The following is a 20,204-nucleotide window of genomic DNA, read 5'->3' as shown; positions in this document are numbered from 1 at the left end:
CAGGAAACTCACCAGGTCACCTCCAGGGAGTGCAGGCCGTAGACGGTGGCCTCCTTGAACGGCTTGGCCCGGCGGTGCCGGGCCGCCGCCGACGTCCCGTTCGGACACCGGACCGACGGGACGCACGGCCACGGACCTGCGGGACGCACGGCCACGGACCGACGGGACGCCCGGCCACGGACCGGGGCCCGACCGGAGCGGCCACGGGCGTCGGACGCGGGATCCCCCGGCCCCGCGTGCCCGGCTAGGGTCACCGGGTGACGACGATCGGCGTGTTCGGCCCGGTGCGGGCCAGCCGTGGCGGCGTCACGATCAACCTGGGCGCTCCCCGGCAACGCGCGGTGCTGGCCCGACTGACCGCCGGTGGCGGCCACCCGGTCTCGGTCGACCGGCTGATCGAGGATCTCTGGTCGGGGGACCCGCCCCCACGCGCCCAGGCCGCCCTCCAGGTGTACGTGTCGAACCTGCGCCGGGCGCTGGAGCCGGACCGTCCGTCGCGCACCCCCGCCCGGATCCTGGTCACCGCCGCCCCGGGGTACGCCCTGCGACTGCCGACCCCGGACGTGGACGCCTGGCGGTTCGAGGCGGCACTGCGGGCCACCACGCCCGAGCCGGGGCAGCGACCCGCGGTGGCGATCGCCGGGCTGGACGAGGCCCTGGCCTGCTGGCAGGGCGGCAGCCCGTACGCCGAGTTCGTCGGGGAGCCGTGGGCGGACCGGGAGCACGACCGGCTGACCCAGCTGCGGCTGTCCGCCGTCGAGCAGCGGGCGGAACTCCTGCTCGTCCTGCACCGGCCGGGTGAGGTCGTCCGTGAACTCGACCCGCACGTGCGCGACCACCCCCTGCGGGAGCGGGCCGCCGTGCTGCTCGCGGTCGCGCTGTACCGCCTCGGCCGGCAGGCCGACGCGCTCGACGTGCTCCGTACCGTGCGGGCCTCGCTGGCCACGCAGTTGGGCATCGACCCCGGCCGTGAATTGCGGAGCCTGGAGACGGACCTGCTGCGCCAGAGCCCACACCTGGACAGCGCCGCTCCCGGGGCGACCGTCAGGCTCCTGCCCGCCCCCATCGTCGGGGCACCCGAGACGCGCCCGGTGGGCCGGGCGGCGGAACTGGCCCGGCTCCGGGCCGCCGCCGCCCGGGCCGCCGTGACCGGCCTGGGCATCTGCTGGATCGGCGCCGAGGCGGGGGCGGGGAAGTCGACGTTGGCACGACAACTCGCCGACGTCCTCACCGCCGACGGCTGGCAGCCGGTCGTCGGGCACTGCCCGCAGGTGGAGGGCGCACCGCCGGCGTGGGCCTGGCGCGACGTGGTCACCGCCGCCGCACGGCTCCTCCCCCTCGACGACGCGGAGGCATCGGGCCTGCGCCTGCTGATCGACCCCGAACCCGCCGGCCGGGCCCGTGGCGAGTACGACGAGTTCCACCTGCGCGGGGCGCTGGCCGCCTACCTGGCCCGACTGACCGCGCAGGCCCCCGTGCTCCTCACGGTCGAGGATGTTCACCGCGCCGACGGGGAGACCCTGCGCATCCTTCGGCACCTCGTCGCCGCCCTCACCGCCGCGCCGATGCTCATCGTGGCGACGTACCGGCCGGACGAGGTCACCGACGACCTGGTGGGGGCACGGGCGGCGCTGGCCGCGGTGCCGGCGGTCGATCTCGCGCTGCACGGCCTGGACGCGGAAGCCGTCGCCGAGCTGCTGCGCCGGCACGGGGTGGACAGCACCGACCCCGAGCTTGCGCACACGGTCGGACAACGGTCGGCGGGCAATCCCCTGTTCACCATCGAGCTGGCCAAACTGGTCGCGGCCGAGGGACCGGCAGCGGCGCTCGACGGCGTGCCCGCCGGCCTCGGCCACGTGCTGGCCCGCCGACTGGCGCGACTGCCTGCCGACGCGCGGACGGTGCTGCGACACGCTGCGGTGTTCGGTGCCGAAGCCGACGTCGACACCCTGCTCGCACTCGACGGCGGCCCGGAGGAGCCGGTCCTCGACGGCCTGGAGGCCGGAGTGACCGCGGGGCTGCTCGTCGAACCCGCGCCGGGTCGGGTGCGGTTCGCCCACGCCCTGATGCGCGACGCGCTCTACCACAGCGTGCCGCTGCTGCGCCGCACCCGGATCCACGCCCGCATCCTCACCGTGCTGCGGGAACAGGGCAGCGACGACGCGGCGGCCCTGGGGCGGCATGCGCTCGCGGCCCTCACCCGGTCCACCGCCGTCGACGCCATCGGTCATCTCGCCACCGCCGCCCGTCGCGCCGGCGACCTCGGCGCACCGAGGGAGGCCGCCGCGCTCTGGGCCGGTGCGCTGCGCGCCGTCGGCCTGGCCCCGGCCACCGACGCCCGGACCCGGCTCGACCTGCACCGCGAGCTGGCCGCTGCCGGCGCGCTCGCCGGGGACGTGGTCGGTGCCCGCGCCGCCCGCGCCGAGGCGGTACGACTGGCCACCGGCGTCGGCGACCCGGCAGCCGTCCATGCCGCGCTGACCTGCATCGACGCCCCGGTCACCTGGACCATCCGGCCCGACCGCCTGGTCGACGCGCCGCTGGTCGGCCTGCTGGAGCAGGAGTTGACCCGGGTCGGTCGGGACCGTCCGGTGCTGCGCTCGCGCCTGTTGAGCACCCTCGCGTTCGAGATCGAGGGCGCCGACCTGGGCCGCGCCGACGAGGTCACCCGGGAGTCCCTCGCGTTGGCCCGCCGGCAGGACGACCCGGCGGTGCTCTGCCGCGCGCTCAATGCGCGCTACTTCGTCACCGTCGCCCCCGCGTACCGCGCCGAACTGCCCGGGGTCGGCCGGGAACTGCTGGCGACGGCCGAAGCGGCAGGGCTGACCGCGTACCGCTGCCAGGCCCACCACATCCTCTACCAGGCGGCGCTCGCCGACACCGACTTCGACCGGGCCCACCACCACGTCGACCGGGCGGTCGAGGAGGCCACCACCGGGCAGCTCGGCCTGATCCTCGCCGTCATGGGCTGGTTCACCGGCCTGCGCGCCCTGTTCCGGGGCGACCTCGACGAGGCGACACGCCGGTACGCGGAGATCAGTGACCGGATGGGCCGCGTCGGTGGCCCGAACGCGGCGGCGATGGGTCTGATGGGCCGGTTCACCGTGTTGACCGCCGTCGGGCGTGGGCACGAGGTGATCGAGGAGCTCCGGCAGGTGCACGCGCGGGTGCCGGACGACGCCCACGACGTGCTGGCCCACGCCCTGCTGTCGGCCGGTGACCACGACGCGGCCCGGGCGGTGTGGCGGCCGGACGCGCCGATCCGCCCGGACTACCTGTGGCTGTACTGGATGACGGTGCGTGGCCAGGTCGCGGCCCGCCTCGGCGACGCGCCTGCCGCCCGGCGCTGCTACCGGGAGTTGACGCCGTGGGCGGGGCGCTTCGCCGGGCTGGAGTGCGGCTCGATCTCACTCGGACCGGTGGACCAGACCCTCGCCGAACTGGCCGCCGTGCTCGGTGACCCGGCGGCCGCCGCCGCGCACCGGGCCGTCGGGCTCGACCTGGCCCGGGCCGTCGGCGCGGTGCCGTGGTGCGACGAGTCGGCGTACGTGCCGGTGCCGGTCTGAGCGGTCCACCGGGCCCGCTCCTCCTCGGCTCGGCTGGCCGTTGGCTCCCCGCGTCGCACGAGGGCGGTGCCTGCGCGACGGCTACCGCACGCGGGGCCGCTGCAGGACGAGGTGGTCGAGCAGCTGGGTCAGCCCGTCGTCGCGGGGTGCCACCTCCAACGCCGGATCGTCCGCGAGGACCGCCTGCTGGAGCAGGTGCAGCCGCTTGGACGGCTCCAGCCCCAACTCCTCCACCATCGCCGTACGCAGCCGGTGGAAGACCGCCAGGGCCTCCCGCCGCTGGCCGCTGCGGTGCAGCGCGACCATCAGCTGCGCGCACAGGTTCTCGTTCAGCCCGTGTTCGGCGATCAGCAGGGTGAGCTCGGCCAGCACGTCCTGGTGGTGGCCGAGCCGCATCCGCGCCTCGATGCACTGCTCGAGGGTGTTGAGCCGGACCTGTTCCAGCGCCTTGAGCCGGGGCTCGGCCACGGTGCCGGCCCGCACGTCGGCCAGGGCCGGGCCACGCCAGAGCGCACAGGCGCGCACCAGCAGCGCCGCCGCGTCGACGTTCTCGCCGGCTGCCAGGGCCCGCCGGCCGGCCGAGGCGAGCTGTTCGAACAGGCGCAGGTCGAACTCGTCGGCACCGACCCGCAGGACGTAGCCGCCGGGCACGGTGACCAGCACCCGCTTGGCCACCTCGGAGACCGGCACGCCGAGCAGGCCGGCAAAGCACTTGCGGATCTGCAGGACGTACGTCTGGAGCGTCGTCAGCGCGCTTACCGGCGGGGACCCGCCCCACAGCTCCTGGATCAACGCGGAGACCTGCACGGTCTGGTCGGCGTTGAGGAGCAACAGGCCCAGCACGCTGCGGGGCTTCGGGGCGGTCGGTGTGGTGACCGCCCCGGCGTGGGCGAGCACGAGCGGTCCCAGGATCTGGATTTCCATGGCCCCTCCCCCGAGAGCGGTCCGCCCTCTTCTCGACGTGCCGTTGCGGGGATCCGCATGAAAGCGACAGCCTTACCCATCACCATAGATAAGCGTCAGTTCCAAGCAGAATTCACGTCTTTTCGTACCGTGATCGTGCGCGGTTCGACTGAGAGGCTAGCCGGTTTTGGGCCGACCGTCGCAGATTGCTCAAGCCATCTTCGAGGAGCGATGGAAAGCCCGAGGTCAGACCACCGGGAGGGGCCGCGAAGGCCGACCCGGCGGGCCCACCGGCCAGGCCCGGACGGGGTCGCCACCCGGGTTTCCGCCGCGACGGCACATCGGTTCGGCGGCACCCCGCACCGCCGCCCGACAACACCGCACCGAGCGGCAGAAAGCCCTTTTGTCCGCACATCAACACCATTGACAGTCTTCACTCATAAGGGGCTGGTCGTACGGAAGGTCCGACTGCCGTGCCTGCGGCGGGGGTCAGGCCCGGTGCCGGCGCAACGCGGCGGCACCGACCCGCCAGAGGATGTCCGGACGACGCAGCCGCGCGGGCCCGGTCGTCAGGTTGACGACCTCCAGGAAGGCCCGGTGCACCACCTCGTCGGTCACGGTCGCGTGCTGGACCGCCTCGGCCATGCCCCGGCGCAGCCGCCACCCGAACGGCCGGGCGACGGTCACGTGCGGCAGGTAACGGTCCTGCGCGGCGGAGAAGTCCCAGGCGTCGTCCACCACCGCCCGCACCCGCCGGAAGTACGCGTACGCCGGCCCGTGCACCGCGCCGGGCTCGGCCAGCCACTCGTCCAGCGCGACCGCCTGGATCGCCGCCACCGAGATGCCCTGACCGTAGGTCGGGTTGAACGAGGCGACCGCGTCGCCGATCGCCACCAGGCCCGCCGGGAACCGGTCCAGCCGGTCGAACTCACGGCGGACGCTGTCCGGGAAGCGGTGCACGTACACCTCACTGGCCGGCTCGCACGCGTCCGGCAGCAGCCGCAGCGGGGTGGCCGGGTTCGACCGGCAGCGGGCCAGGAACTCGCCCAGGTCACGGCCCGGTCGCCGGTCGCCGTAACCGCTGACCAGCGTCAGCCAGCGATCGCCCTCGACGGGGGTCATCGAGCTGGGACCGTTGCGCGCCCGGCTCGACGTGTGGACCGAGTAGACCGCCACGTGGCCGGCCAGCCGTTGGCCCGGCTCCCGGTGGAACAGGCAGGTGGCGTAGCCGAGGTCCAGGGCCATCCGACGCTTGGCCGGGGCGGGGTAACCGAGCCGACCCAGCCAGTCGGCCAGCCGGCTGGACCGGCCGGTGGCGTCCACCACCAACTGTGCCGCGTGCCGCTGGGCGTCGATGCCGCCGGTCGGGCGGACCAACGCGCCGTCCACCCGGCCGGCGGTCGCGGTCAACCCGACGGCGGTGCCCCCGACCAGGGTCACGTTCGGCAGCGCCAGGACCCGCCGACGGATGTGCCACTCCAGGAACGGACGGGACACGCTGACCACGCTGCCGCCGCGCACCGGGACCTTCGCCCGGCCGTCGAGGAACCACTGCGCGCCGCCGGGACCACTGCCGACCAGTTGGCCACCCTCGCGCACCAACTGCCGGACGAAGCCGGGCAGCAGCCGGTCGATGACGGTCCGGCCCCGGCCGAGCAGGGTGTGCGCCTGGCTGCCGTGCGGCGCACCCCGGCGGATCACCGGGGCGTCCACCAACACGTCGGGTTCCACGATCCACACCTGGTCGGCGTGGTCGGCCAGGACCCGGGCGGCGATCATGCCGGCGACGCTGCCACCGAGGACGAGAGCGGTCCGCATCAGCGGCCGGGGACCGGCCGTGGGTGCCCGGGGCACGCCGGCACGCTGGCGACCGCCAACACGTGGCCGGACAACTCCCGGTGGGTCACCAGGACCCCGGGATCGTCGACGGCGGGCCGCCAGGCAGGTGGTGCCGGTGGGGCGGTACGCCGGCGCAGCAGCCGGCCACCGCGCAACCCCGTGCCGTACACCTTGGCCACCGCCTCCTTGCCGGTCCACAGGGCCAGGAAGTCGACGCCGAGGCGGGCCGCCGGTCGGCCGCGCAGCCAGTCGGTGTCCTCGGGGGCGAACCACCGTCGACTCAGACCGAGCGCGGGCAGCGGACGCACCTCCTCGACGTCGACGCCGACCGGTCCGATCCGGGACACCGCCACCGCGACCAGGCCACGGGTGTGACTGACGCTGGCGTGCCAGCCCGTGGCGACGCCGCACAGCACCGGTGCACCCGCCGCCGAACGCTCCACCGCGATCGCGGCCGGCGGGGCACCGGCCATCGCCGCGACCGTCTCGACGAGCAACGCACGGGCGGCCGGCCGCCCGTCGCCCGCCGTGCGGCGCAGCCGTACCACCAGGTCCGGCGTCACCACGGCACGCCGTGCCGGCCGGGGACGGCCCCGGGCACCCGCCGGGCCCTGCGCCGCCCGCGACGACCCCGGGCGGGGCGCGGCCCGGTCCGGGCGGCTCCGACGGCACCCATTCAATCCCCCACCGCCCGCATTTCCGATAATTGTCAGCACACCCTGGTTAATGCGAGGATGACCCGGGTCGAATTGACGATACCGAGGCGTGGGCGGGCCCGGCCCGCACTTCTCTCGACATTCACTAGAGGCTCGGTGGAGAACGATTATGCCGCGGCAGCGACAGGGCACGGAAGGGCATTGCCCCCGGCGACGGGGGCCGGCCGCACCGCCGTGGGGACGGTCGTCGGGGTGGGCCCGGTCAGGTCGCCCGGCCCCGGTGCGGGCCCTGGCGCGGGGAGCCGTCCGTGGCGCGTGACGACGAGTACTTCCGCAAGCGGCTGCTGAACGTCCTCTGTGCCACCTGGACGGCGCAGGCGTGCTCGGTCTTCGCCCTGCTCGGCCTGGCCGACCGGATCGCCGCGGGCACCACCGGCGGCGCCGCGTTGGCTGCCGCCGCCGGGCTGGACCCGGTCGCGCTGCGCCGGTTGCTCGCCGCGCTCGCCGACGCCGGCGTCCTGCGCCAGACGGGTCCCGACGACTTCGTCCTGTCCGGCATGGGGGAATACCTGCGCACCGACGTCCCCGGTTCGGTCCGCGACACGGCCGTCCTGTACGGCCAGGAGGTCTTCGCCTCGTTCGGCGGCCTGCTCGACACCGTGCGCACCGGCCGGCCGGCCTTCACCGACCGCTTCGGTGAGCCCTTCTACCAGTACCTGGGCGGGCATCCGGAGCTGGCCGCGACGTTCAACGGGGCGATGGCCACCGCCCCGGAGCCGCCGCCGCCCCCCGCCCGGCTGTTCGACGACGCCCGGACGGTGGTGGACCTCGGCGGCGGCGACGGCGGCCTGCTCGCCGACCTCCTGCGGGCCCGCCCCGAGCTGCGCGGAGTCCTCGTCGAGCTGCCCGAGGCCGCGGCCCGGGGACGTGCCCGGCTCGCCGCCGCCGGGGTCCTGGACCGGGTCGAGATCGTCGTCGGCAGCTTCTTCGACCGGGTGCCCACCCACGGCGACCGGTACGTGCTGCGGCGGGTCCTGCACAACTGGAACGACGGCAACGTCGCCCGGGTGCTGGCCCGGGTGCGCGCGGCGATGCCGACCGGGGCGCGGCTGCTGGTGCTGGAGGAGCTGCTGCCGGCACAGCCGCAGCAGACCGGAGCCGGCGCGGGCACCTGGGGGGCGCCCCGCAACCGGATCGTGGATCTGCTGATGCTGGTCCTGATGGAGGGCCGGGACCGCACCGCGGCGGAGTACGGCCAGCTCCTCGCCGACGCCGGCTTCGCCGTCACGGGCGTCACCGACGGCGTGATCGAGGCGGTACCCGTCTGAGGGCGGCGGGCCGTCCCGGGTCCGTCGTTCCCCGGCTCAGCGGGCGGGTCGGGTCAGCAGCAGGCCCTCCTGGGCCACCGTGGCCACCAGGTCGCCGTCGCGGGCGTACAGCCGGCCGGTCGCCAGGCCACGACCGGTGGCCGCCCACGGGCTGTCGCAGTCGTACAGCAGCCACTCGTCGGCCCGGCAGGGTCGGTGGAACCACACCGTGTGGTCGATGCTGACGCCGAGGTCACCCGGACCCCACTCGGTCGCGTGCCCGGCCACCATCGCGCTGAGCAGCAGGGGCAGATCCGAGATGAGCACCAGCGCGCCGGCGTGCAGCGGCCCGTAGTCGGGCAGCCTCCCGGCCACCCGCACCCAGGCCCGGCGGTGCGCCTCACCCGCCCGCTCCCCGTCGGTCCGCCCACCGGGCGGCGCGCCGAGGTACCTGACGTCGAACGCGAAGAGCATGTCCCGCACCGCAGCCAACCGACCGGGCGCGTCGGCGAGCAGCCGGGCCAGGGTCGGTACCTCGTCCGGTGGCGGGACCTCGGGCGCCGGCCGTCCGTGCGTCGGCCCGGTGCCGGGATCGTGGAACGAGGCGGTCAGGAAGAAGATCGGGATGTCGCGCTGGAGGGCGACCACCCGCCGGGCGGACATGGACGGGCCGTCGCGCAGGGCCTCGACCAGGTAGGTGACGGGCCTGCGGCTGTCGCCCGGCCGGGTGAAGTAGGCGTGCAGCGAGTGCACCGGTCGACCGGACCGCACGGTGTGCGCGGCGGCGGTCAGCGCCTGCGCGGCGATGAGCCCCCCGTACCGGCGGGTGGTGCCCCGCGTCGTGCCGCGACCGGAAAACACCCCCGCGACGGGCACCAGCCGGTCCGTGGTGACCGTGGCGGGGTCGACGGTCACCAGGTCGAGCAGCCCGACCACCTCCTCGACGACCGCCCGGGCCCGGTCGGGGGCGGCTGCTCCGCCGCTCATCCGGCGAGGTACTTGTCGACCTCGTCGGCGGCGACGAGCGTGCCGTGGGGTTCCGCGCGCATCTGCTCGCCGAGCTGTACCGCGCGCCGCCGCAGCGCAGCGGTGGTCAGGTGGGACATGCCGGAGCGCAGCACGTCCTCGGACAGGTCGGTGAACCGCACGTGCACACCGGCACCGAGCCGTTCCAGCTGGCGGCCCCAGAACGGCTGGTCGGCGTAGGAGGAGCAGACCATGGTGGGGATGCCGGCGCGTACCCCGGCGGCGGTGATGCTGGCGCTGCCGTGGTGCACCACCATGGCACAGTGCGGCAGCACCAGGTCGTAGTCCACATAGGGCACCACCCGCAGCTGCGGTGACGTGGACGGCGCGACCCCGGCCAGGCCCCAGCCGGTGGCCACCAGGGCACGCACCCCCAGCGACCGGCAGACCCGCTCGATGCCCGCCATCATCGCGGCCGGATCCGCCACGTGCGTGCTGCCGAACGTCAACAGTGCCGGTGGTTCGCCCGCCGACAGCCACCGCGCCAGCTCCGGATCGAGGGTGGACATCCCGGCCCGGTGCAGGTCGTCCGGGGTCAGCCGGAGGTCACCGACGATCGGACGGTAGGCGTCCCAGGTCAGGCCCGGCACCAGGGTGGGGCTGTAGCCCTGCAGTTCCAGCGGCCGCCGCAGCTGCTTCGGGTGCGGCGGCATCGGGGGCAGCCCGAGCTGGCGACGGAAATCGAACATCAGGTCCCGCCGGTACCGCCAGGCCCGCCGGGTGTAGTGCAGGTAGGTCGCCCGGTTCGCCTCGGGGGTCGGCAGCGGGTCGACGGACACCAGCGGATGCGGCACCACGTCGTTCGGCCGCGACGGCGTGAGGTCGTACGCGATCAGCGGAACGTCGTGCGCCTCGGCCAGCGTCGCGGCCCACTGCTCGCTGACCACGGCGCAGACGATGGCCTCACAGCCGGCGGTGAGCTGAATCGCCTCGTCGCCGAACCGCCGACCGTAGTCCCGGTACGCCTCGATCGTGATCTGGAGGAAGGAGTCGAGGGTGCTCTTGGTGACCCACTCCCGGCCCCGCTCGGTCTCCATCATCGACTGCTGGTTCCACCCGACCGGCACCACGTCGAGCCCCAGCTGCCGGGGCAGGTCGACCAGGTTCATCGACGCCCCGACGAGTACCTCGTGGCCGTGGCGGGCCAGCTCCGCGGCGAGTGCCGTCAGCGGATAGACGTCACCGCGACTGCCGAGCGCCAGGACGGTGATGCGCATCGTCGTTCCCCTCCGGTCCTCGGTGCGGCGTCGACGGCGTCGACCCGTCGCCTGCATTCAGGTCGGTGGAGAACGCGATCTCCCGCTGGTCCTCCAGGTCCGCCAGCCGGGCGGTCAGTCCGCGCCGGATCGCGGCGTACGCGTCGCTGCCGAGCGCGAGCCGCAGCGGGACGGTCGGCCCGGTGGCGACGTCGACCACGGCGGCGGCCATCCTGGCCAGGTCGCCGCGGCACGGCAGGCGACCGTCCTGCGCCCGGCGACGCAGGATCGCCGCCGGGGTGCCCGCGTAGGCGGGCGACTCGGCGGTCAGCTCCTTGCTCCGCCCGAAGAACCCGGTGCTCACGGTGCCGGGCTCGACGATCGTCACGCCGATGCCGAAGCTCTTCACCTCGGCGGCCAGTGACTCGAAGAACCCCTCCACGCCCCACTTGGTGGCGCAGTAGACGGCCGTGCCGGGCGACCCCCGTTGCCCGGCCATGCTCGAGATCTGGATGATCCGTCCGCCGCCCTGCGCCCGCAGGTGCGGCAGCACCGCCCGGGCCAGGTGGATGGGGCCGGTCAGGTTGGTCCGGAGCTGCCTGTCGACCTGCTCGCGGCTGGCCTCCTCGGCCGCGCCGACCAGCGCGTATCCGGCGTTGCTGATCACCACGTCGATCCGGCCGAGCGCCCGGGCGGCGTCGTCGACCACCTGACGGATCTGCTCCGGATCGGTGACGTCCAGTCGGGCCGTCCACAGCGCCTGCGCCGAGGGGGGTCGCAGGTCCGCCAGGGTACGCGGATCACGGGCGGTGGCCGCCACCGTCTCACCCCGGGCGAGCAGCTCGGTCACCAGCGCCCGGCCGAGACCGGCCGAGCTCCCGGTGACGAGCCAGGTACGTGCGGGCCCGGTCATGCCCCGGCCCACGCCGGGACGTCGAGGATCTCCAGGACCGCGCAGGACAGGGTGGCCGGCGCACCGCCGTAGAGCAGCAGGTGGTCACCGGCGGCCAGCTGCCCGGTGACCAGCAGGTGGTTGAGCGACAGCAGCTGGTCGCTCGCGCCGGTGTGCCCGACGCCCCGACCGAACTGCCAGGTGGTGCGCTCCATGGTGATGCCCAGCGGCTCCACCAGGTCGTGCTGCACCATGTAGGCGGCGGAGTTTCCGCAGATGACCCGGGTCATGTCGGTCAGCTTGCGGTCGGCCTCGTCCAGCGTCCGTTCGATCAGGTCGAGCCGGGCGCGGGTCCTGATCTCGGCGGCGTCGGTCAGCGACATCACGTTGTTGCGGAAGTGCTCGGCCCGTTCGCGCATGTCGATCGTGCGGCCCTGCGCCGCCAGCGGCGGATACAGCGGCTCGCCGCCGCGGTACAGCGGCTCCACCTCGGGCACCACGACGCTGCCCACGGCGCGCAGCCGGGCGAAACCGGTGTCGCGGTCCAGCAGCAGCGCGCTGCCGGCGTCGCCCAGGATGAAGCCGGGCGCGGAGTTCCACCGGTCGATCAGCGGTGAGCCGAGGTTCTCCGCCGTGGTCACCAGCACCGTCCGGCCCGCCGCCGCGACGGCCAGGTGCCCGGCGGCGATCTCCAGCGCCGCGAACACGCCGTTGCAGCCCAACCGGACCTCGAACGCGGGGGTCGACGTGCCGACGACCTCCCGTTGGATGTACGGGCCGGGCAGCCACATCTCCGGACCCTGGTGGTGGATGGAGGCGTGCAGCACCATGCCGATCCCGGTCGGGTCGGCGGCGGCCCGGGTCAGCGCCTGCCGGGCCGCGTGCACGGCCATCTCCGGCGGTGAGACGTCCCCGGCGATGCCGACGCCGGTCAGCCGGTTCTCCAGGTAGGAGGCCGGGCTGTAATCCCCGCGCCGGGCGGCCTGTCCGGCGTCCGTCACGGGCGGTTGAAAGACACCCAGCCCGGACAGGTGAACGTTGGTGATCTTCAACCGCGTCTCCCGGGTCGGCCGGCCATGGCACCACGTCCGCCATTCTTCAAGGACTGTAGTGGCCGTCCACGGGGGCACGGCGCACGTGACCTTGACGCCGGACTGAGAACTGCTTGAATCCGGCCGCCGTTGCGACTTCAGCACGCATGGAGGCGACCGGTGTCGCATTGACCGCTGCGAGTGGCCGTTGCTAACTTCGGGCCACGCATCGGGGAGATATGTCGTCGGCTGGCGTGATGGCGCTGCGGGTCGTCGGTGACCACACACGACGTCGTCGATTGACGGCAGTTCGTCCGGAGAATGTGCGACCGGTCCACCGAGGACACCGCCCCGCCACTCCCTGCCACCCGAGAGAAGGTAGCTGAACCATGTCAGCCGACGAGGTCCTCGCGTTCACCATGCAGGCGCTGCGGGAGATGAACTTCTACACCGACGACACCGGCCCCGACTCGATGCTCGGACCATCCGGCGTCGACCTCGACTCGCTCGCCGTGTCCGAGCTCGCGCTGCGGGTCGAGGACCAGTTCGGCGTGACGTTCGACGACGACGACATCGAGACGCTGGCCATCATGACGCTGGGCGAGTTCGCCGCGGAGGTGGCCAAGCGGGCAGAGCTGATCCCGCAGGCCGACGCGGCGCGCGGCTGACGGGCGGTCCGACACCCGGCCCGACGACAGGCTCCACCGCACGACCACGGTGGCGGTGACCGGCACACTCGCGGTCACCGCCACCGCCCGTACCGGACGAGTCCGCCCCGGGGCCACCGCGTCGGGCGGACGGCGTCGGGCCGCACGGGCGGCAGGTGGTACGTCGGGCCACGCCGGTCAGTCGCGGCCCGGGTCGCCCAGCTGGCTGAACACCTCGCCGGCCAGGTCGGCGACGCTGTGGCCACCGAGCATCTTCGCGATCGGCAGCATCATGCCCAGGTCACGTTGGACCCGGGTGCGGACCTCCACGGCCATCAGCGAGTCCAGGCCCTGCCGCTTGAGCGGACGCCGGGGGTGCACCTGGGCCGACGGCATACCCAGCACCTCCGCGAGGACCCCTGCCAGGTAACGCTGCACCGCGTCCTGGTCGGTCAGCGTGTCCGCCACCCCGGGAGCCGCCACCTGACCGACGCCCGGTCCCACCGGTACGGAACCCGTGGCGCTGGCGACGGCGGTGACGGGGGCAGCGGGGACGTGAGCCGTGGCGTCGGGGACCGGGGTGCCGGTGTCCCTGGGTCGGGGCGCGGGCGGCGTCGCGGGCGACGGCGACCACGGCACCGCAGTTGCCGGGGCCGCAGCGGTGGTGGGCTCGGCGAGCAGGTCACGCAGCAGCGGCGAGGCCGCCGCATCCGGATGCGCCGTCGCCCACCGCCGCCAGTCCGCAGGCAGCACCACGCCATGGGTGGTGTCCCTGGCCAGCAGCAGGCGCAGGGCCTCGATGCCCTCCCGGGGACTGAACGTGTCCATCCCGGCGGGATTGATCGCCCGACCCTGCTGACGCCCGACCCGCGCCGGCATGCCGACCGACCAGAAACCCCAGTTCACGCTGAGCGCGGTCGCCCCGGCGAGGCGGCGTTGGTCGGCCAGTGAGTCCAGGGCGGCGTTCGCGGCCGCGTACGCGCCGAGCATCGGGGAGCTGAGCACCGCCGAGCCGGAGGAGAACAGCACGAAGAAGTCCAGCGGCCGCTCGGCGAACAGCCGGTGCAGCACGGCCGCCCCGGTGACCTTCGGGCGCAGGACCGCCGACAGCACCTGGTCGTCCAGCTCGGACAGTGCGCCGTACTCGATGATTCCGGCCGCGTGCACCACGCCCCGGATCGCCGGGCCGTCCTGCTCGTGGTGGCGCAGGACCGCCCGCATCGCCTCCTCGTCGGCCACGTCGACCGCCTCGTACGCCACCCGCACCCCGTGCCGTCGCAGGTCAGCCAGCCAGCCTTCGCCGCCGGTCCGGTCGAGCGGGGTCCGCCCGGTCAGCACGATATGCCGGGCACCCTCGCGGACCAGCCAGTCCGTGACCACCCGGCCGAGGTCGCCCAGCCCACCGGTGACCAGGTAGCCGGCGGCCGGATCGAACCGGACCGGCCGGTGCGGGGCGGCGACCTCGACCGGTGCGGGCACGGTCAGCTCCGCCGTGGACACCAGCACCTTGCCGATGTGCCGGGCCTGCGCCATGTGCCGGAACGCCCCGACCAGTTCGGCAGCGGGGAACACCCGGTGCGGCAGCGGTTCGAGCAGACCGGCCTGCACCAGGGCCAGTGTCTCCTCCAGGATCGCGCCGAGCCGACGCGGGTCACTGAGCCCGAGATCCACCACGTCGACCACGAAGAACGAGGCGCCTCGGGCCAGCAGCCGCAGGTCCAACCGGGTGCCCTCGACCAGGTCACGGCGGCTCAGCTCGACGTAGCGCCCCCGGTCGGCCAGCAGCTCCACACTCTTGAGCAGGCCCTCCCCCGCCAGCGTGTTGAGCACCACGTCGACGCCCTCGCCCCGGGTGGCTTCCCGGATCTCGTCGGCGAACCCGGTGCCGCGCGAGTCGGACACGTGCGCGACGCCCATCATCCGCAGCAGCGCCCGCTTCTCCGGGCTGCCCGCGGTGGCGTACACCTCGGCGCCGCGCCAGCGGGCCACCTGCACCGCGGCCAGGCCGACCCCGCCGGTGGCGTGGTGGATCAGCACCCGCTCGCCCGGCCGCACCTGGGCCAGGTGCACCAGCGACTGGTAGGCGGTGACCAGGCCGACCGGCACGGTGGCCGCCTCCTGCGGGGTGAGCCGGGCCGGCCGCCGGCGTACCAGGTGCGCGTTGACGCACAGGTAGCTGGCGGCGGGCGTCTCCAGGGCGATCGCCACCACCTCGTCGCCGGGCCGCAGCCCGGCCACGCCCGGTCCGACCCGGGTGACCGTGCCGGCGCACTCACCGATCACGGTCGCCGGTCGGTCGGACAGGCTCGGATACATGTCCATCGCGACCAGCACGTCGCGGTAGTTCAACGCGAGGTAGTCGGCACGCACCTCCACCTCGCCCGGCCCCGGCGCGCGCCGCGGCACCGGCACCAGGCGCATCCCGTCCAGCATGCGGGGCACGGTGGCCTGCACCTGGTGGGCGACCTCGCCGCCGTCCGGCCGGCGGACGCCGACGGAGCTGGACCGCAGCCGCGCCGCGTACCGCCGGTCGCCCCGCAGCGCCACCTGGTCCTCCGGGCCGGCACCGGCCAACTCCCGGCCCAACGCGGCGGCGAGTTCGGCCGGCGACCCCGCCGGGTCCAGGTCGACCAGGGCACAGCGCAGATCCCGGTGCTCGTGGGCGAGCACCCGGCCCAGCCCCCAGACGGCACCCTGCCACATCGACACGCTGCGGTCCGTGTCCCCCGCTCGGTGCGCGCCCCGGGTCACCAGGGTCAGCCGGGGCGGCTCGGCCAGGCCGGCGTCGGCGAGGGCCCGCAGCAGGCGCAGGACGCTGGCACAGCCGAGACGCTCGGCGTCCTGCGCCTGCCGCTGCACCGGGGCCGAGTCGTCGGGCTGGTCCACGTCCAGCGCCCAGAGGTGCACCACCTCGGTCGGCGTCAGGCCGTCGAAGTCGGCCCGCACGTCGGCGAGCAGCCGGCGGTACTGCGCCGGTGCGGTCGGGTCGATCTCGTAGTGGTCGGCTGCCAGCCGCCGGTAGCCGGTGCCCGCGAACACCCGCACCTCGGCGTCGAGCGCGCCGCCGACGCCGGTCCGGTCGGCGAGGACCAGCCGGCGGTCGCCCGGCCGCGGCACGTCGGGCAGCGCCGGCAGCGGCTGCCACCGCAGCTCGTGGAACCAGCCGTCGGGGTCACGTACCGAGTCCGGCGGTTGCAGGTACTGCAGGCGCAGGCCGGTGATCTCCACGATCACCCGGCCGTCCGCGTCGGACACCACCAGGTCGCCGCAGACCGAGTCGGAGCGCCAGGCGGTGACCGCGACGGCGTGCGCCCAGGCGGGTGTGCCGGGATCCGGGTGGATCGACAACTCGTCGATGCTGCCCAGGACGAACGCCGACGACCGGTCCCCGGCCGGGATCAGCGACGCGAGCACCTGCCCGCACGCGTCCAGCAGCGCCGGGTGGCAGGTGTACCCGGTCGGGTCGACACCGGCGGGCACCTGGATGCGGCCCAGTGCCTGACCGTCGCCCAGCCAGAGCTCCGCGACGCCCTGGAACGCGCCCCGCCACTCGTTGCCCCGCTCGGCGAAACGCCGGTAGAAGTCCGCGCCGGTGAGGTGGTCGGGGCAGGCCGCCCGGATCGTGTCCAGCGGCAGCGTGCGCCGCCCGGCGGGTGGGGTCCGGGTCACCGTGCCGGTGACGTGGGTCGCCTCCGCACCGGTCACCGCGAAGTCCCAGGTGTCCGGCCCGCGCGGGGTGAACGTCGTGGCCAGGGCGGGTGCCGGCTGGTCCGGGCGCAGGAACAGCGCGTCGACGTACCGGATGTCACGCAGGACGGGCGTCTGCCCGCCGCAGATCCCGTCGGCGGCGGCGTGCACCATCTCCGCGTACGCCGTGCCGGGCACGACCACGGTGCCCTGCACCTGATGGTCGAGCAGGTAACGCTCGCGGGTGAGGTCGACGACCCGCTCCACCCGGTGCGGGGCCGGCCGGCCGGCTGCGGGCGGGACGAGCCAGTACCGCTGGCGCTGCCAGGGGTAGGACGGCAGCCGCACGTAGCGGGGCGGCGGCCCGCCGGACACCCGGTGCCAGTCGACCGGGCAGCCGGCCCGGTGCAGGGCGCCGACGGTGTCGAGCAGGCTGGCCCGTTCCGGCTCGTCGCGGCGCAGGCAGCCGACGGCGGCACCGCCGGACCCGGCGAGGGCCAGGGCCTCCCGGATGGCCGGCAACAGGACGGGGTGCGGGCTGATCTCCACGAACACCGTCTCGCCCCGCCCGGCCAGGTGTGCCACCGCGCCGCCGAAGCGCACCGGCTCACGCAGGTTGCGTACCCAGTAGGCCGCGTCCCACCCGGAGCCGTCGCACGGCGCGTCGTCCACGGTGGAGTGCAACGGGGTACGCCCCGCGCGGGGCACGATGTCGCCGAGGCTGGCCAGCAGCTCCTCGCGCAGCTGCTCCATCTGCGGGCTGTGCGAGGCGACGTCCACCTTCACCTGGCGGCAGAACACGCCGCGTCCCTCGAGGTCCGCGACGATGGCGGCCAGGGCCTGCGGGTCGCCGGAGAGGACCGTCGAGCCGGGGCTGTTGCTCACCGCCACGCCCACCAGGTGCTCGTGGCCGGCCAGCGCGGCCTGCGCGTCGGTGACGGACAGCTCCACCGAGTACATGGCGCCCTGTCCGGCGACCGTCTTCAGCAGCCGACTGCGCCGGCAGATCACCGCTGCGGCGTCGGCGAGGCTGAGCGCGCCCGACGCGCATGCCGCGGCGACCTCACCCATGCTGTGCCCCACCACGTGGTCCGGCTCGATACCCCAGTCGCGCAGCAACGCGCACAGGGCGGTCTGCATCGCCCACAGGGTCGGCTGGATCGTGTCGATCGACGCCGGGGCGTCCGCCTCGCCGGTCAGCCGGGCCAGCAGGGACCAGCCGGTCTCGGCCCGGACCGCCTCGTCGCAGCGGGTGAGCATGTCGCGGAAGACCGGCGAGCCGGCCAGCAACTCGCGACCCATGCCGTCCCACTGCGAGCCCTGGCCGGGGAAGACGAAGACGACCGCCGGCCGGTCGCCCTCCACCGGCGCCGACGCGGTGACGCCCAGCCGGGGCCGGGACTCACCGGCGGCGTACGCCCGCAGCCGCTCGACCAGCTCGTCCGGCGACGTGCCGACGGCGGTCAACCGGTGCTCATGGTGGTCACGCCGGGTGGCCGCGCTGAAACACACGTCGCGCAGCGGCAGTTCCCGCCCGGCACCGCCCGGTCCGAGAAAGCGGGCGTACCCGGTGGCGAGCGCGGCGAGCGCGTCCGGGTCGGGTGCGGAGAGCACCAGCAGTTGCGCCTCGTCCCCGTCGGCGCGGGCGGGCGCGGGTGCGGGTGCGTATCCGCCGAGCACCACGTGGGCATTGGTGCCGGAGATGCCGAACGAACTGACCCCGACCAGGCCCGGCCGGTCGGTCTGCGGCCACGGGGTGCGTTCGCGCACCAGCCGCAGCCGCAGGCCCGTCCAGTCGACCGCGCCGGTCAGCTCCTCGGCGTGCAGGCTCGGCGGGATCTCCCGGTGCTGGAGGGCGAGCACCGCCTTGATCACCCCGGCCAGCCCGGCGGCCGCCTCGGTGTGGCCGATGTTCGTCTTGACCGAGCCGACCAGACACGGCGACCGCCCGTCCCGGCCCTCGCCGGTCACCACGCCGAGGGCCCTCAGCTCCACCGGGTCACCGGCCGCCGTTCCGGTGCCGTGCGCCTCGACGTAGTCCACCAGCCCGGCCGACACGCCCGCGTCGGCGTACGCCGCGCGTAGCGTCTCCTCCTGGCCCGGCTGGGACGGCGTGAGCAGGTACCCGCCGGACTGGCCGTCGTTGCCGACCGCGGACCCGTAGATCACCGCGTGGATGGCGTCGCCGTCGGCCTCGGCCCGCTCCAGCGGCTTGAGCACCAGCACGGCGACCCCCTCGCTGCGGACGAAGCCGTCACCGTGGGCGCTGCCGAACTTGCACCGGCCGTCGGGCGCGAGCATCCTGGCCGCGGAGAACGGGATGGTCTCCTCGGGAGAGAGGACCAGGTTCACCCCGCCGGCCAACGCCAGCTGGGTCTCCCCGTTGCGGACGCTCTGGTAGGCCAGGTGCAGCGCCGCCAGGCTGGAGGAGCAGGCGCAGTCCACCGCCATGCTGGGGCCGCGCAGGTCGAAGGCGAACGACACCCGTCCGGCCAGGAAGCTGCGGGCACCGCCGGTCGCCGCGTGCAGGTCCAGCACCGACGCGTCACTGAGCAGGTGCCCGTAGGCGGAGGACATGCCGCCGATGTAGACACCGGTGCGGGTCGTGGACAGCCGCTCGCGGGTCAGGCCAGCGTCGGCGAGCGCCTCGGCCGCGGTCTCCAGCAGCAGGCGCTGCTGGGGGTCCATCCGCTCCGCCTCCCGGGGCGCCACCCCGAAGTAGCCGGCGTCGAACTGGTCGATCTGGTCGAGGAAGCCGCCCCGGCGGCTGATGATCCGGTTCGGCGTGCCCGGTCGCGGGTCGTGGTAGGCGTCGATGTCGTACCGGCTGGCCGGCACCTCGGTGATCGCGTCACCGCCACCACTGAGCAGTTGCCAGAGCTGCGCCGGCCCGTCGGCCCCCGGGAAGCGGCAGCCGATGCCCACCACGGCGACCGGAGTCCCGGTCGGTTTCCCGACCTGCGACCGTGCCGACTCGCCCCGTCCGGTCATCCGGCCCGCCTCTCTCGGCATCGTGTGATGGCTGCGACCCGAGTCTCCCGGCCACCCCTTGGAAATGGCTTGAGAAACTACGGACATCAATGGTCAGACCCGCTAGCCTCTCGGTCGGGACCAGCGGCGTGAGACCCAGTTCCCCTCTTTCGCGGGTGCCGATGATCGACGAGTGGGGTCTGGAACCGTCCACCCGGCCGCGCCTGCTGCAGCGGGCGGTCATGGCCGACGACCCCGGTGCTGGCGGCGACGCCGAGGGCCGACGGACCGAACCGGCTCCCCGACCACCTCGTGCGTCGCCGGGCCCCCCGGGCGGCGGTGCGGGAACGCCGTCGACCACTGCGCTTGAGAACGGCTCGACAACAGCTCTTGCGGGAGGCGGGGGCGGGTGGCGCTGCTCGACAGCGACCACGGTGGATAGATAGTTTGGCAGCCGGTCGACCCCCGCCCAGCTCGGGCAGCC

General features: G+C 74.5%; 12 protein-coding genes. 3 read left to right on the top strand and 9 right to left on the bottom strand.

The window, feature by feature from the left end; genetic code table 11:
• Positions 1-8: 8 nt before the first annotated feature.
• Positions 9-155: a hypothetical protein gene (locus AB0B63_RS21030; RefSeq protein ID WP_357021209.1), complete on the bottom strand. Its 147-nt coding sequence runs from the start codon at positions 153-155 to the stop codon at positions 9-11.
• Positions 156-257: 102 nt separating this feature from the next.
• On the opposite strand from AB0B63_RS21030, the gene AB0B63_RS21025 reads away from it, so the two are divergent.
• Positions 258-3,566 (top strand): BTAD domain-containing putative transcriptional regulator, encoded by a 3,309-nt coding sequence (locus AB0B63_RS21025; protein WP_357021207.1) that lies wholly within the window; start codon positions 258-260, stop codon positions 3,564-3,566.
• Between the two features lie 81 nt (positions 3,567-3,647).
• Here AB0B63_RS21025 and AB0B63_RS21020 read toward each other — a convergent pair whose 3' ends face one another.
• The 3 genes from AB0B63_RS21020 to AB0B63_RS21010 form a co-directional block, all read right to left on the bottom strand.
• Entirely contained in the window at positions 3,648-4,490 is an 843-nt protein-coding gene (locus tag AB0B63_RS21020) for an AfsR/SARP family transcriptional regulator (protein ID WP_208570499.1), read from the bottom strand.
• A 468-nt stretch (positions 4,491-4,958) separates the two neighbouring features.
• Positions 4,959-6,287, bottom strand: coding sequence for an FAD-dependent oxidoreductase (locus AB0B63_RS21015; protein ID WP_357021202.1), 1,329 nt, complete (start codon positions 6,285-6,287; stop codon positions 4,959-4,961).
• Positions 6,287-6,871 carry a 4'-phosphopantetheinyl transferase superfamily protein gene (locus AB0B63_RS21010; protein WP_357021199.1) on the bottom strand — a complete coding sequence of 195 codons (585 nt, stop codon included), beginning with the start codon at positions 6,869-6,871 and terminating at the stop codon, positions 6,287-6,289. The genes AB0B63_RS21015 and AB0B63_RS21010 overlap by 1 nt, the downstream gene beginning before the upstream one ends.
• Before the next feature lie 401 nt (positions 6,872-7,272).
• Between AB0B63_RS21010 and AB0B63_RS21005 the strand changes: the two genes are divergently transcribed.
• Complete coding sequence (locus tag AB0B63_RS21005; protein WP_357021196.1) at positions 7,273-8,292, top strand: methyltransferase; 1,020 nt, start codon at positions 7,273-7,275, stop codon at positions 8,290-8,292.
• Positions 8,293-8,328: 36 nt separating this feature from the next.
• Here the strand turns inward: AB0B63_RS21005 and AB0B63_RS21000 are convergent, their stop codons facing one another.
• Genes AB0B63_RS21000 through AB0B63_RS20985 form a run of 4 tightly spaced genes read right to left on the bottom strand, consistent with a single transcriptional unit; the run spans position 8,329 to position 12,386 of the window.
• Positions 8,329-9,258: an acyl-CoA thioesterase domain-containing protein gene (locus AB0B63_RS21000; RefSeq protein WP_357021193.1), complete on the bottom strand. Its 930-nt coding sequence runs from the start codon at positions 9,256-9,258 to the stop codon at positions 8,329-8,331.
• Positions 9,255-10,514, bottom strand: a complete 1,260-nt coding sequence (locus AB0B63_RS20995; RefSeq protein ID WP_357021190.1) for a glycosyltransferase — start codon at positions 10,512-10,514, stop codon at positions 9,255-9,257. Before AB0B63_RS20995 ends, AB0B63_RS21000 begins: the two co-directional genes overlap by 4 nt.
• A complete protein-coding gene (locus tag AB0B63_RS20990) occupies positions 10,477-11,406 on the bottom strand; it encodes an SDR family oxidoreductase (RefSeq protein ID WP_357021187.1) in 930 nt (309 codons plus the stop codon). Before AB0B63_RS20990 ends, AB0B63_RS20995 begins: the two co-directional genes overlap by 38 nt.
• Complete coding sequence (locus AB0B63_RS20985; protein WP_208570506.1) at positions 11,403-12,386, bottom strand: ketoacyl-ACP synthase III family protein; 984 nt, start codon at positions 12,384-12,386, stop codon at positions 11,403-11,405. The genes AB0B63_RS20990 and AB0B63_RS20985 overlap by 4 nt, the downstream gene beginning before the upstream one ends.
• Positions 12,387-12,805: 419 nt before the next feature.
• Here AB0B63_RS20985 and AB0B63_RS20980 point away from each other — a divergent pair, with 419 nt between their 5' ends.
• Complete coding sequence (locus AB0B63_RS20980; protein WP_219460528.1) at positions 12,806-13,084, top strand: acyl carrier protein; 279 nt, start codon at positions 12,806-12,808, stop codon at positions 13,082-13,084.
• 177 nt (positions 13,085-13,261) lie between these two features.
• On the opposite strand, the gene AB0B63_RS20975 is transcribed toward AB0B63_RS20980, so the two are convergent.
• Positions 13,262-19,741 carry a type I polyketide synthase gene (locus tag AB0B63_RS20975; RefSeq protein WP_357021182.1) on the bottom strand — a complete coding sequence of 2,160 codons (6,480 nt, stop codon included), beginning with the start codon at positions 19,739-19,741 and terminating at the stop codon, positions 13,262-13,264.
• Positions 19,742-20,204: the final 463 nt, after the last annotated feature.

The sequence above is a fragment of the Micromonospora sp. NPDC049081 genome (assembly GCF_040648835.1).
Taxonomy (GTDB): Bacteria; Actinomycetota; Actinomycetes; order Mycobacteriales; family Micromonosporaceae; genus Micromonospora; species Micromonospora antibiotica.
The sequence above is the reverse complement of the archived record's forward strand: the minus strand, read 5'-3'. Positions and strand labels throughout refer to the sequence as shown.